A 13,382-nucleotide genomic window follows, 5' to 3' on the forward strand; every position below is an offset into this window, starting at 1 on the left:
ACAGATAATGCCGCTTCCACGCGTAATGGCGGCATTATCTGTCCAGTGACGTGCGGGGGAGGGCAGCCAGGATGCAAAAAGGTGGGCCGCCCGATCATCGGGCGGCCCACCTTTTGTGTATCTTGTGAAAGTTAGACTTTCTCGCCACGCTTTTCGCGCAGGATGGTCAAGCGGTCAGCCAAGATGGTTTCCAGCTCAGGCAAGGTGCGGCGTTCCAGAAGCATGTCCCAGTGGGTGCGCACGGGCTTGTCGTTGGAGGTGTCAGGAGCCTCGCCGTTGACGAGCAGGGCTTCCTTGCCGGTCTTGGACATCCACGTTGCCGGGATTTCAGCTTCCGAGGAGAAGGTCACGAAGACCTGCTCTCCGTCGGCGCAACGGTACTCCACGCTCTGGCGAGGAGCCGGCTCAACACCGGATTCGGTCTCCATGCTCTGTGCGCCCAGGCGCATGCCACGCAGGCTACGATCGCTCATGACTTCTCCCTAAATTTGTTAACGTCTCTTGATTCAACGCGGCACTGTGCACAGTTGTTCCTGAGCGACAATGAGCGTTGAATGGCGGCCGGGCAAAAAGCCACGCGGCCAAACACTTATTATACGTGCTTGGCCGCGCCCTTGATGCAGTTGGTGGTGCTGGTGTGACGCGAGCTACTGTGCGGCACTCTCTGTTGGTTCGACGGCGTCGTCCGCGTCAGTTGCCGTGTTGCCCAAAACGTTGCCGATGCCCTTCAACGCTTCGCCCACTTCGCTGGGGATGATCCACAGCTTGTTGGACGTACCGGAGGCGATCTTGGGCAGCGTCTGCAGGTACTGGTACGCCAGCAGCTTCTGCGTGGGGTTGCCCTTGTGGATGGCACTGAAAACCTTCTGGATGGCCTGAGATTCACCATCGGCGCGCAGGATGGCCGCCTTGGCATCACCCTCAGCCTTCAAAATAGATGACTGGCGCTCACCTTCAGCAGTCAAAATGGCTGACTGCTTGGTTCCTTCGGCCGTCAGGATGGCTGCACGGCGGTCACGCTCGGCACGCATCTGCTTCTCCATTGAATCCTGGATGGACAGGGGCGGGTCAATGGCCTTGAGCTCAACTCGGCTCACGCGAATGCCCCAGCGGCCAGTGGCCTCATCGAGCACGCCACGGAGCTGGCCGTTGATCTGGTCGCGGGAGGTGAGTGCCTCTTCAAGATTCAAACCACCCACAACGTTACGCAGGGTGGTTGTTGTCAACTGCTCAACAGCCTGGATGTAGTTGGCGATCTCGTACGTGGCTGCACGAGGATCCGTCACCTGGAAGTAGACCACGGTGTCAATGGAGACCACCAGGTTGTCTTCGGTGATGACCGGCTGCGGCGGGAAGGAAACAACCTGCTCGCGCAAATCCAGCAGCGGCAACAACCGGTCCACGAATGGAATCAAGACCGTCAAGCCCGGATTGAGTGTGCGCTGGTACTTACCCAGCCGCTCCACCACGCCGGCACGGGCCTGCGGGATGATACGCACTGAACGGACTAGAACGATTACTACGAATATCAGTAGGACAAAAATTACAAATAGCCACACGAGTGTGCCAGCGTCTCCCATGAAATCCCCTCTTTTCTGTGTAAAGAATCTGTGTGCTCATACCGTCAAGGCGCGCAAGGTCAAGCCCTGCTGCACCGTTGCGGTACTCAGGCTGTTGTGGTGGCCGGTCCGGCTGATTTTTGCGCGGAGGGATAGTCGATGATGGCAGTAGCGCCGTCGATGGAGGCGACCTCCACGGTGGCTCCCACGGGTACATCCACTCCGGTGTTGATCCGTGCGGTCCAAATGTCTCCGCCGATCTTCACCAGACCTCCACTTGAACTCACGGACTCAATGACCACAGCCTTGTGGCCAATGAGCCGGTCAATGTTGGAGAGTTGGTCTGCCGGTCCGCGGTGGAGGTGGCTCATGGCCAAGGGTCTGATCAGAACCGTAGTGGCCAGGGCAACGACGCAGAAGATCACAATCTGCAGCCACAGCTCGGCGTGGAACAAGAAGGCCACCAAGGCGGCCAGTGCACCCACTGACATCAAGATGAAGTACAGGTTCAGCGTTAGCATCTCGGCAACGGCTAGGAGCAAGAAGACTGAGAGCCAGATGATCCAGCCGAAGTCATTAATCCATTCAAGCATTTCGTCCCCCTTAGAGACTGATGTGTACCTATGACACTACTACGTTGGGCTGGAAATTTCCGGCTAAATTACTGCCTGAAGGGGCATTCTTAAGGGGTCGGAACCAACGTGTTGGCCCAAACGGCCCAAGATTTTCACGCCGTCGCGCATTTGTTCATCCCTGTAGCAGAAAGGCAGGCGCAGGTACCTCTCAAAAGCGCCGTCCACGCCGAACCGGGGCCCAGGCACAAGACCAAGACCTTCGGCACGGGCGGCCAGGGCGAGCGCCGAACTGGAAATGGTTTCGGTGTTGATCCACAGGGACAGTCCGCCGTCGGGGACTTCAACTTTCCACTGCGGCAGGTGCTCCGCCAGCAGTGATACCAGCGTGTCCCGGCCGCGGCGCAGATCCAGGCTTCGACTTGCCATCATGGAGGGCAAGTCACGCAGCAAGGTGGTGGCCACCAGCTGTTCGACCAGCGGCGTGCCCAGATCCATGGCGGGCCTGTTGCGCAACAGTTGGGCCATGATGTCCCGCGGACCGCGGATCCAGCCCACGCGCAAGCCGCCCCAAGCGATTTTTCCCAAGGATCCAAGGGTCAGCACACTGGGGGAGAAGGAGGCCATGGGCGGCATGGGTCCGCGGTCAATGTCCAGCAGGGCCGTGGTCTCATCCACCACCAGGACAGTGCCTTCGCGCGCGGCCGCGGCAGCCAGATATTCGCGTTCCTGGATGGACATGCTCATGCCCGTGGGATTGTGAAAATCTGGCATGAGGAAGGCCATGCTGGGGGCGGCGCGGCGTATCTGCAACAGCGCCTGGGCCAAGTCCCAGCCGCCATCCTGGCGCACGGGAAATGCCAGGATGCGAGCCCCCATGGAGGTGAAGGTATCCAACGCGTGCGGATAGGTGGGTTGCTCCACCATGATCCGTTCGCCGGGCGAGTACAGCGTCCTGGTCACCAGGTTCAGGGCGTGTTGGGCGCCAATGGTCACCATGATTTGATCCGCCGAGGTGGGCAGCCCCCTGTCCCGATAGTGCTGAGCGATGGTTTCACGAAGGTCTGGCATGCCGACCATGTCAAAGCCGTCATGGGAGAGGTAGTTGGGCAGCTGTGCAACAGCGTCGGCGTAAGCTGCCTGAATCCCCGGATACGCGGGCGCTGTGGCCTTCGTGAAGTCAAAGGCCAGTCCATTGTGCATGCCATGCTCGCCGCGTTCACGGCCGGGCAGGCGCAAGGTGCTCCCGGAACCCCGGACGCTGTCCAGGAACCCGTCGTCGCGCAATTTGGAGTAAGCCGCGGCGACCGTGGTGCGGCTCAGATCCAAGGCCTGACTCAGCTCGCGTTCGGCCGGCAACTTGGCGCCGCTGGAAAGCCTGCCATCCATCAACAACACCCGAATGCGCTCGGCCAAGGCCCTGTAGGCGGGTGCGTTGCTGCGCCATTCGCCCAGTTCGCGCGCTAACCGTCTGCCGGTGACAAAAGAGTTCATAAATCCACATTAGTGGAATTGGCCCTTTCGCGTAAGTCCAGTTTGACTAGACTTGTCTCATGCACCAGTTTCTTACCACTACGTCCCTGCCCATCCGCCTTACCCGACTGTTCGTTGGTTTGGCCCTCTACGGAGTGGCCATCGCCCTGATGATCCGCGGAAACATTGGCGCGTCACCCTGGGACGTCTTTTCGCAGGGCATGTCCCGCACCTTTGGCCTCTCGTTTGGCGTATGGACCATCCTGATCAGTGGACTGGTCTTGTTGCTCTGGATTCCGCTCAAACAGCGGCCCGGATTTGGGACTATTGCCAACGCCTTGCTGGTGGGGGCGTTCGCGGACCTCGGATTGGCCTTGATCCCGCAGGCCACCCAACTGCCTCTGCAGCTGGCATCGTTTGCTGCCGGCTTGTTCATCTTGGCATTCGCAACGGCGCTCTACATTGGCGCCGGTCTTGGACCGGGCCCCCGCGACGGCCTTATGACAGGTCTGGTGCGCGTCACCGGACGGCCCGTGTGGCTTGTTCGTTCCGGCATTGAGCTGAGCGTTGTGGTCCTGGGTTTTTTCCTGGGTGGCGTGGTGGGCGCCGGAACCGCAGCGTTCGCCCTGGGCGTGGGACCCCTCACGCAGCTAACCCTGAAGTGGCTGCACGTTGATCTGCACGGCAAGACACCCAAATCTCAGATGGTGGATCTGGACAACCCCGATAAGCTGCAGGCCGCCGAACAGAACTAGGCCTGGCTGGTGGGGGCAAACACCGAAATTCGGAAGGCCGCCGTGGCCGCGGTCAATTCAGGAAGCTGGGCGAGTTGTTGACCCAATGCCACCGGATCCAGGTGGTGCCCAGCGGGACCCATGAGGGCCACATTGCCAACATCCGCCGGGCTCAGTTCCAGCGGACACAGCACCTCATGGCTGCTTACCAGCGAGAAGTGGCTTGCCATTGAGTGAACCAGCGCAGCTTCCTTTTCCTCTTGAATAGCCAGCAGTCCGGCAATCTTGGCAATTTCCGCCAGGTGCGCCGGCAGGGGAGTGACCACTATGAGCGAGCCGCCGGGCTTGAGGATGCGCGCAAATTCACTCGCGTTGCGCGGGGCAAAGATGACCAGGACGACGTCGGCCGTGTTGGCTCCCAGCGGCAGGGCGCGCCATAGATCCCACACAATGTTCGCCGCGCGCGGGTTCCGCCTGGCGGCGCGGCGTAGGGCGAACTTGGAAATGTCCAGTCCCACGGCGTCCACGCGGCGGCTGTCGCGGTGTTCAGGCCCGGCAACTGCTTCATTGCTGCGAGCGCCCAGGAAGCCCAATACCTGTTGCAGGTAATAGCCGGTTCCGGTGCCCGCATCCACTAGCAGGGCGGTTTCTGTGGGCGGGAGTGCGGCTTCCACCTGCCGGGCCAAGGCATCGCTGAGACCTTGGTAGTGTCCCGCGTCCAGGAACGCGTCCCGTGCATTGACCATGGCGGCGGTGTCGGGCAGGAACTTGGTGCCGTGTCCCGTCAGCAGGTTGAGGTAGCCCTGGCGGGCTACGTCAAAGCTGTGACCCTCAACGCATACCACGCTGTTGGCACCGGGCTGCGGGACAATATATTCCAGGCCGCAATGGGGGCACAACAAAGCTTCAACTACGCAGGGTTCCATGCAACCATCTTAGGTTGAGCGGGCCGCTGGGGCGGAAACTGGACCCCCGGCAGCAGGGGTCCTAGAAATGCTGGGGCCCTAGAAATTTAGCCCGGCCTGGGCCGCAGCAATGTCCGGGTTGGCCCAGTGGGCGCTGTACTGCTCGTTACTGGCCAGCGAGCGTGTGTGTGCCTTGTCTATATAGAGGGTTCCAGAAAGGTGGTCTGTCTCGTGCTGGACAATCCTGGCTTGCCACCCCGTGAACTGGCGGGTGTGTGCCGTCCCGTTTTGGTCCTGATAGGAGAGTTCCACCGCTGCGGGCCTGTCCACCACTGCCTGCCAGCCGGACATGGACAGGCATCCCTCATAGTGTGAGGCCACCTCGGAGCCAACTGCAGTGTAGTGCGGGTTGAGGATGGCGAAAAGTTCCAGGGGCTCTCGGCTGCGGGCTGCAGCGTTTTCCGGCGTGACGGGGTATTGGTCCTCGAGCACTGCCAGTTGCAGGGGGATGCCGATCTGAGGGGCGGCCAGGCCAACACCCGGGGCTGCACGCATGGTTGCGGTCATGAGCTCAACGAGGTCACGCAACTGCGCATCGTCGAGTTGTCCCGTGAAGGGCAGTGCGGCAGCGCGCAGCACGGGGTGGCCTGCCTGGACAATCGCAGGAAGCTCTCCGGCGTCGAGGACGGCAGCCACAGCCTGCTGGAGGTAAGCGTCGTCGAACAGTGGACTGCTGGAGCCGGGCTCAAGCATGCTGGTCCTCAATGCGCCAGGACCCTACGGCCGCATATCTGCTATCCATGATGGTCTCGGCGGTGCCGGCCTCCAGGTCAACTTCCAAAACAATTTTCATGCGCATACCCCTTCACGAGAATGTGTTGTCTCCCATTGTGTCAAGCATTGACTGCGGATGGTCACCCGGGCTGTGTTGCCTCGGGGCGTCGACAGTGAAATTCATAGCGTGTTCGCAGGGAGGCAGGCTGCAAGGGGGCCGCCAACAGTGCACAATAGTTGAATGAAGAACATCACCACAGAGCGACTGACGCTGCGAGCCTGGCAAGAAACCGACGTTGATTTCGTCTACGACTTGTACTCACGCTGGGTAGTGCAGCGCTTTATTGGTTCGGATCCAGCGGTCATGGTGAGCCGGGCTGAGGCCGAGGAAAGAGTTGCCCGCTTCCAAAGCATTGACCATCCCGTCCATGGCATTTGGGCTGTTGCCCGCTCGTCGGACGGACTGGTGGTGGGAACACTGTTGCTCAAGCCCATTCCCGCCTCGGGGGAGGAGCCCCTGGAGCCTTCCGACGACGTCGAAATCGGCTGGCATTTCCATCCAGACCATTGGGGCAATGGCTACGCAGGTGAAGCTGCCGCTGCTGTTTTGGAGCATGCTTTCAGCAGCGGACTGAGCCAGGTGGTGGCTGTGACAAATCCCGCCAACGAGGCTTCCCAAACGGTGTGCCGCCGCCTTGGCATGGCTCACCAGGGCCCCACTGATTCGTACTACAACGCCACCTGCGAGCTGTTCACCATAGCCAGTCCCGGCTCCAGCAACTAGTAGTATCAACGGCCGATGCGCGGCTGCTGCCTCGGTCACTAAAGTAAGCAGCGGCAGTTGGTCCGCCGGCCCAGGCCGCAAGCCTCCCGCTGACAGAAAAGAGACGCCATGAGCATCAGCAGTAATGTCGACGCACAAACCTCCCAGTTGCATGCTGCCGACTCCCATGACCTGATCCGGGTGCGAGGCGCGCGCGTGAACAACCTCAAGGACATCAGCGTAGAGATCCCCAAGCGCCGCTTGACGGTGTTCACTGGCGTCTCCGGCTCGGGCAAGAGTTCATTGGTCTTTGGCACCATTGCGGCAGAGTCCCAGCGCATGATCAACGAGACCTACAGTGCCTTTGTGCAGGGCTTCATGCCAACACTGGCCCGGCCCGATGTGGATGTGCTGGAGGGTCTTACCACCGCCATTTTGGTGGACCAGGAGCGGATGGGTGCCAACCCGCGCTCAACCGTTGGCACCGTTACGGACGCCAACGCTATGCTTCGCATTGTATTCAGCCGCCTGGCCCAGCCACACATCGGATCCCCACAGGCTTATTCCTTCAACGTGGCCTCGGTCAGTGGTGCAGGCGCCATCACCATTGAAAGGGGAGGGGAGAAGGTCAAGGAACGCCGCAGCTTCTCCGTGACCGGCGGAATGTGCCCGCGCTGTGAAGGCACGGGCAACGTCAAGGACTTCAATCTGGAAGCCCTTTTCGACGCCGGGAAGTCCCTTTCCGAGGGGGCGCTTAGCGTCCCCGGATACAGCATGGACGGCTGGTACGGGCGCATCTTCGGCGGTACCGGCTTCTTCGACATGGACAAGCCGCTTGGCAAGTACACCAAGAAGGAACTCCACGACCTGTTGTACAGGGAGCCCACCAAAGTCAAGGTTGAGGGCATCAACTTGACCTACGAGGGCATCATCCCCAAGATGCAGAAGTCCATGCTGGCCAAGGATGTGGACGCCATGCAGCCGCACATCCGCGCCTTCGTGGAGCGCGCCGTGGTCTTCACTACCTGCCCCGAGTGCGCCGGCACCCGCTTGGCCGAGCATGCCCGCAACTCCACGATCAACGGCGTCAGCATCGCCGACGCGTGTGCCATGCAGATCAGCGACCTCGCCGCGTGGGTGCGATCGCTGGAGGAGCCCTCCGTAGCTCCGCTGTTGGAGGCGCTGGGGGAGACCCTTGACTCCTTCGTGGACATCGGACTGGGCTACCTATCGCTGGACCGGCCCTCCGGAACACTGTCCGGTGGTGAGTCACAACGCACCAAAATGATTCGCCACCTGGGCTCGTCCCTGACAGACATCACCTATGTGTTCGATGAGCCCACCATTGGCCTGCACCCGCATGACATTGCCCGCATGAACACGCTCCTGCTCCAGCTTCGCGACAAGGGCAACACTGTGCTGGTGGTGGAACACAAGCCGGAAGCCATTGCCATCGCCGACCATGTCATTGATCTGGGGCCGCGCGCCGGATCCGACGGCGGTGAAGTGGTGTATCAGGGCAGCATCGAGGGGCTGCGCGCCAGTGGCACCCTGACCGGCAAGCACCTGGACGACAAGGTGTCGCTGAAGGATTCGTTCCGCAAGTCAACCGGGGCGATGGAAGTCCGGGGCGCCAACGAGAACAACCTCAAGAACGTCGACGTGAACATCCCGCTGGGCATGCTCACAGTGGTCACCGGTGTGGCCGGTTCGGGCAAGAGCTCTCTGATCCACGGTTCCGTGTCCGGCCGCGAGGGCGTGGTGACCGTGGACCAGGGCGCCATCCGTGGCTCCCGCCGCAGCAACCCCGCCACGTATACGGGCATGCTTGAACCCATCCGCAAGGCCTTTGCCAAGGCCAACGGTGTCAAGCCTGCATTGTTCAGCGCCAACTCCGAGGGCGCCTGCCCCACGTGCAACGGCGCGGGCGTCATCTACACGGACCTGGGCATGATGGCCGGCGTCTCCACCGTTTGCGAGGAGTGCGAGGGTCGACGTTTCCAGGCCGCCGTCCTGGAGTATCACCTGGGCGGGAAGAACATTAGCGAAGTGCTGGGAATGTCGATGGACGCGGCCGAGGAATTCTTCCGCGACGGCGAAGCGAAGTTGCTGGCCGCGCACAAGATCCTGTCCCGGCTGGCCGACGTCGGACTTGGTTACCTCAAGCTGGGCCAGCCGCTGACCACCCTCTCCGGCGGTGAGCGCCAGCGCATCAAATTGGCCACGCACCTGGGGGAGAAGGGCGGCGTCTACGTCCTGGACGAGCCCACCACCGGCCTGCACCTGGCCGACGTCGAAAAGCTCCTGGGGCTGTTGGACAGGCTTGTGGATTCCGGCAAGTCAGTCATCGTGATTGAGCACCACCAGGCCGTCATGGCACACGCGGACTGGATTATCGACATTGGCCCCGGCGCAGGCCACGACGGTGGAAGCATTGTCTTTGAGGGCACGCCGGCCGAGCTGGTGGCATCGCGGGCGACGCTGACGGGCCAGCACCTGGCAGCCTATGTTGGCGCCTAGCGAATTGTTAGAACATTAATTCGAATAATTCGGGGGAGTTGCCCTCAGAAGATCCCACTTCTCAGTGGTCTTCGATCACCCGGGATGGGACTGAGCTGGCATTTGTGGCTTGTGGCGCTGGTCCAGTGGTGGTAATTCTGCACGGATTGGCGGGGGAGTCGGGTGAGTTTGCGCCCACCATGGCCGCCTTGGCGCAGCAGTATCGCGTGGTGGCGCTGGACCAGCGGGGCCATGGGCGCAGCACGCGACGCCCGGCGGACGTTTCCAGGGATTCCTTTGTGCAGGACGTTGTTGCACTCATTGCTCACGTCAGCCACGATTCGCCAGTTCATCTTGTGGGGCAATCCATGGGAGCTCACACGGCCATGTTGGTGGCGGCGGCGCGGCCGGATCTCATCGATTCGCTGGTGTTGCTTGAGAGTGACGCCGGTTCCGGAACGCTGGACGACGCCGTTGGGCTGGGTGAGTTCTTTGCCAGTTGGCCCGTTCACTTTACGGACGATGCCGAGGCGTTGGCATTTCTGGGGGATTCGCCCATTGCGGCAGCCTGGGTGAAATCCCTGGAACGGCGGAACGACGGGCTCTGGCCACGGTTTGATGCCGACATCATGGAATCCTGCATCCGCCACGTGATGCGACCACGTTGGGATGAATGGGTTTCAGTGCGCGCCAGAACGCTTGTGGTGTACGCCGACGGCGGGATGTTCACCGAGGCGCACAAGCAGGAGTTCGTCAGCCGGCGTCCCGGGACTCTGCGTGCTGACTTAGCCAACGCCAGCCACGACGCCCATCTGGACCAGTTAGAAGGCTGGATCCGCATCCTGACGAGGTTCCTCAATACGGCCTGAAAGGTGCCGCTAGTCCCCTAAACTCAACCCTTTCCAAACTGGCATGCGCGGGTGTTCATGAGCGGGGAGTAGCACCTGGGCCTAAGCGCTCCAGCCCTGCCGCCCCGTAGTCGACTTGTGGATCTAGTGCCTATCGTTGATAGTCCTCAAATTCCCAGTAGCCTAATCTGCTCAATTGCTCTGCAACGTCGTTCCACGTCGGCCCTTGGCAGGCCTCCACACGGCCAAAAATATACGAACGAATGCGTTGCCAATTGAAACCATCCGCAATGAGATGATGCCGTCCATTCCAAATACCGTCACGGGCAACCAGCTCGTCAATCCAGGCCGTACTGCACACCGTAAAATCGAAGGACTCCTCCCCAGGCTCTCCTGAAGGTCCAGCCAAGAGCCTAATGCCCACTGACCAGCTCTCTTCTATGGGCCGCCAAGAGTCCAAGTCTTTGATATCGAGGCTTCCAAGCCAACGAATTGCAGCTCTCATCAGTCCGTCCCCGTATTACCCAAGTGCACATTGCCGATTGGCCCTGCGCATAGTCTGTCCTTCAACCTAGCTTTCGAAACTAGCCCGGAGAATACCTAGTTGCGGCTTCCAGGGTGGTGCTGTAACTCTACAAGTTAGTCCGCGTCCGCAAAGCGTTCCCAACTGAAACAGGATTAGGTTGGCCAATTTCGGCTTCAGAGATCATGTTTTGTTCGATGACGTCGGGAGAATATCGATGAATTCAGCCGGTATCTGGTTGGCGAGCCAGACGATGTCGCTTCCACGATAGAAGGGAAGTCCAGCAAGATTGGCTGCTTTGGCATCGATGCTGAGGATTACCGGGTTTGGTGCCTTTCGGCTTCCGACCAAGTCTGCCGTGTGGGTGTCCTTGGATAGATGCACGTATTGCCGGCCCATGGGTCGGAGACCTTCGGCCAGGATTGTGTGGGTGCTTGCCGGCGATGTCCCGTGGAATAGTTCTTCGGGCGGGACGGACTGCACCATTGCGATGACGTCGGGCGTGCTGTGGCCGTAGAGGGCCCGTATTTTGTGGCCCTGCATTTCATGGCGAGGCTTCGCGGCGGTGGCTATCATCCTTGCGAGATCATCGCGGCTCAATTCGGCCCAGCCCGGTGATTCGGCCCGAAGTGCGGTGAGCAGGCTTTCCGTAGAAGTCCAGCCGCGGTCATCAAGTTCCAGTTCGAATAGCCACGGTTCATGCCGCAAGGCCAAGGAGACTATCTTGCTTAGCTTAGTCCGATCAATCATGCCAAGCACCGAATCTCGGCAGTGCAGTGGGAGTTACTGTCATTTAGAACTCAATCAAATCGTCAATTGCAGAGTGTAGCCAGCTGTCGAAGTCTGGGAATTCGCCGCGTGCTTCCCACCCGGGTGATGCCCAGTCGTGCACGCGTGCCACTTTTCCGGTGTCCAAGTCGAAGCAGACGCAGTCGTCGTTGTCCTGGCGCTTGGCAAAGAGCAGCAGATGGCGTTTGGGATAGCGCTTGGCCATCCCGCTGTTGAGCTCACGGAGGCGATCGCCGGTCGGGATCCACCAGAGTTCCAGTTCGAATAGTCCAGCCTCCACGAGTCGGAGAAGACTGCGCGGGTAAGTGAATCCCGGCGGCAACTCCTCCGGGGTGAGCAGCAGCCCCTCCGTTTGGCCGGCATCATCGGTCGACGAGGTCACCGGCGGGGCAGGCACCGGCGACGTCGCTGCCACCTTCTTTCGAAAAAATCCCATGCCAAATGGTATCCGCTCTCATTCCGACAACGTCGCTGAAGGTTCAAGTGGGTTCCGTACTCGTCTCGCGCACCACGCAGTAACCCCGCACGTTGACGCTTCAAAAACAAGCAGTCCCAGCAAAGGTTGCCGATATGGACGGACTCTGGGTGCCTTCCGTTGGCCAGCTGTCGTCCAGTGGCTACCTAGCCCAATTCGTATTTAGCGGACGAGTTTCTCCGTTTTCTGCGGTGCCCCAACATGGACTCGGAAAACTCCGATGACATGTCCGAAGGTGAAGATGCTTTCAGGGGTTTCGCCTGACAGCTTCTACTTCAGCCACGTACTGCGCGTAAGCGGCTGCCGAATCGGTAGCATGGCGTTCGATGGTTACAGGGGAGTAGCCCAAGGCCTCGGCAATGATGGCCACGGGGGCGAGCTTGGTGAGTTCGTGGAGGGTTCCGAGTCGAGCTGCCCGGGTTTTGAACAACTTACTGAGGCGGGTTGTGAGGTATCCGGGGTTGATGTGTTGGCCAGGGGAGATTCCTCGGAATACCCAGGCGCTGTTTGGGTGTGAAGCGGTCAGGTCATGCCCTGGGCTCTCGACGAGTTCGCGCCATGGCTGGGCCAATGGATCCGGCAGTGCGATGTGGATTGTCCCGAGTTGGATGGTGACCAGTTCTTCAGTGATGGTCACGTCGTTCCAGGTTAGCCGTGCGATGTTCTCAGCCTGTTGCCCGAAGACGAGGATGAGGATCGCGGCGGCCCTGTCACGTGTCTCGAGTCCGTCTTCGTGGATGACCTGCTTGAGGGCTTCGTCCTGGCCCGTTATGGCGAGTCTTGGACTGGTGCCGCGCCGGTGCGGAACTATGGTGAGTCCAGAAGGGGCCACTTTGGTTTTGATGGCCCATTTGAGGAAGCGCTCGGCGATGCGTCTGGTCGTTGGCCCCTCGGCTTGCCATACGTCGAGGTGGGATTGCTGGAGTTCGGACAGTTTGATGCTGTGGTCTGTGAGCCAGTTCAGGAGGTCGATGGCGACTGTGACTTCTTGTTTGGCGCGGAGGAAGGTGCCGCGGGTGACTTCGTCCATGTGGTTCATCCGTCGTTGGTGGTGCCAGCGGATGTAGCGGCGGATCACTTCAACATTCTGAGGGCTCTTCACACGTTCGCGGGCTTCCACGGCCCAGCGGTCATAGCGCTTGCGGAGTTCGTCGCGTCGGGGGAGCGCCCCAAGTTCGGCAAGGAGTCCACGCACATACTCGCGGGTGCGTGAGTCTGGTAGTTCGTCGAAGGCCTCGTGAGTGATCTCTGGTGCGACGGCCAGGTTGCGGAGGAACTCGCTGACGTGCCGTTGGCGGATCCAGGTCAGGCCACTGTTGGCCCGCTTCATTGACTTCAGCGCCGCCGCCAACGGGATCAGTTCCGCGGCCATGGTTCCCGTGACCGGGTTTGTGAGGAGGTCATCCACGACGGAGCTAAGGACGCAGGTCCAGCAGCGGCCGCCACTGTGGAGTTCTTCCTCAGCTCC

14 protein-coding genes are annotated in these 13,382 nt (G+C 60.6%); 4 read left to right on the forward strand and 10 right to left on the reverse strand.

All coding sequences use genetic code 11. The features are described 5' to 3' along the window. Window positions 1–131: 131 nt before the first annotated feature. From CVS27_RS18580 to yczR, 4 genes are all read right to left on the reverse strand, one after another. The gene (locus CVS27_RS18580; RefSeq protein ID WP_103467338.1) at window positions 132–473 is read right to left on the reverse strand and encodes an RNA polymerase-binding protein RbpA; all 342 of its coding nucleotides are present in this window, start codon (window positions 471–473) and stop codon (window positions 132–134) included. A gap of 174 nt (window positions 474–647) precedes the next feature. Continuing rightward, the gene (locus tag CVS27_RS18585; protein ID WP_103467339.1) at window positions 648–1,580 is read right to left on the reverse strand and encodes an SPFH domain-containing protein; all 933 of its coding nucleotides are present in this window, start codon (window positions 1,578–1,580) and stop codon (window positions 648–650) included. 86 nt (window positions 1,581–1,666) lie between these two features. Further along, entirely contained in the window at window positions 1,667–2,152 is a 486-nt protein-coding gene (locus tag CVS27_RS18590) for an NfeD family protein (protein WP_103467340.1), read from the reverse strand. 63 nt (window positions 2,153–2,215) lie between these two features. Further along, window positions 2,216–3,625 (reverse strand): MocR-like transcription factor YczR, encoded by a 1,410-nt coding sequence (yczR, locus tag CVS27_RS18595; RefSeq protein ID WP_103467341.1) that lies wholly within the window; start codon window positions 3,623–3,625, stop codon window positions 2,216–2,218. Between the two features lie 59 nt (window positions 3,626–3,684). Here yczR and yczE point away from each other — a divergent pair, with 59 nt between their 5' ends. Next, window positions 3,685–4,359 (forward strand): membrane protein YczE, encoded by a 675-nt coding sequence (gene yczE, locus CVS27_RS18600; RefSeq protein WP_207767570.1) that lies wholly within the window; start codon window positions 3,685–3,687, stop codon window positions 4,357–4,359. Here the strand turns inward: yczE and CVS27_RS18605 are convergent. Next, the gene (locus tag CVS27_RS18605; RefSeq protein ID WP_103467342.1) at window positions 4,356–5,264 is read right to left on the reverse strand and encodes a putative RNA methyltransferase; all 909 of its coding nucleotides are present in this window, start codon (window positions 5,262–5,264) and stop codon (window positions 4,356–4,358) included. The genes yczE and CVS27_RS18605 overlap by 4 nt on opposite strands. A gap of 78 nt (window positions 5,265–5,342) precedes the next feature. Then, window positions 5,343–5,996 (reverse strand): peptide deformylase, encoded by a 654-nt coding sequence (locus tag CVS27_RS18610; RefSeq protein WP_103467343.1) that lies wholly within the window; start codon window positions 5,994–5,996, stop codon window positions 5,343–5,345. 262 nt (window positions 5,997–6,258) lie between these two features. Between CVS27_RS18610 and CVS27_RS18615 the strand changes: the two genes are divergently transcribed. The 3 genes from CVS27_RS18615 (at window position 6,259) to CVS27_RS18625 (ending at window position 10,148) form a co-directional block, all read left to right on the forward strand. Next, entirely contained in the window at window positions 6,259–6,801 is a 543-nt protein-coding gene (locus CVS27_RS18615; protein ID WP_103467344.1) for a GNAT family N-acetyltransferase, read from the forward strand. A 108-nt stretch (window positions 6,802–6,909) separates the two neighbouring features. Then, on the forward strand, window positions 6,910–9,300 hold the full coding sequence (locus CVS27_RS18620; RefSeq protein WP_103467345.1) for an ATP-binding cassette domain-containing protein: 2,391 nt from the start codon (window positions 6,910–6,912) through the stop codon (window positions 9,298–9,300). A gap of 125 nt (window positions 9,301–9,425) precedes the next feature. Then, a complete protein-coding gene (locus CVS27_RS18625; protein WP_243399906.1) occupies window positions 9,426–10,148 on the forward strand; it encodes an alpha/beta fold hydrolase in 723 nt (240 codons plus the stop codon). A 130-nt stretch (window positions 10,149–10,278) separates the two neighbouring features. On the opposite strand, the gene CVS27_RS21685 is transcribed toward CVS27_RS18625, so the two are convergent. From CVS27_RS21685 to CVS27_RS18645, 4 genes are all read right to left on the reverse strand, one after another. Continuing rightward, window positions 10,279–10,632, reverse strand: coding sequence for an Imm8 family immunity protein (locus tag CVS27_RS21685; protein ID WP_103467347.1), 354 nt, complete (start codon window positions 10,630–10,632; stop codon window positions 10,279–10,281). Window positions 10,633–10,833: 201 nt separating this feature from the next. Beyond that, window positions 10,834–11,400, reverse strand: coding sequence for an RNA 2'-phosphotransferase (locus CVS27_RS18635; RefSeq protein WP_103467357.1), 567 nt, complete (start codon window positions 11,398–11,400; stop codon window positions 10,834–10,836). A 43-nt stretch (window positions 11,401–11,443) separates the two neighbouring features. Continuing rightward, window positions 11,444–11,875: a hypothetical protein gene (locus CVS27_RS18640; protein ID WP_243400273.1), complete on the reverse strand. Its 432-nt coding sequence runs from the start codon at window positions 11,873–11,875 to the stop codon at window positions 11,444–11,446. 286 nt (window positions 11,876–12,161) lie between these two features. Further along, window positions 12,162–13,382 (reverse strand): site-specific integrase (locus CVS27_RS18645; RefSeq protein ID WP_207767571.1); only part of this gene is annotated, 1,221 nt, incomplete at its 5' end.

The sequence above is a fragment of the Arthrobacter glacialis genome (assembly GCF_002909445.1).
Taxonomy (GTDB): domain Bacteria; phylum Actinomycetota; class Actinomycetes; order Actinomycetales; family Micrococcaceae; genus Specibacter; species Specibacter glacialis.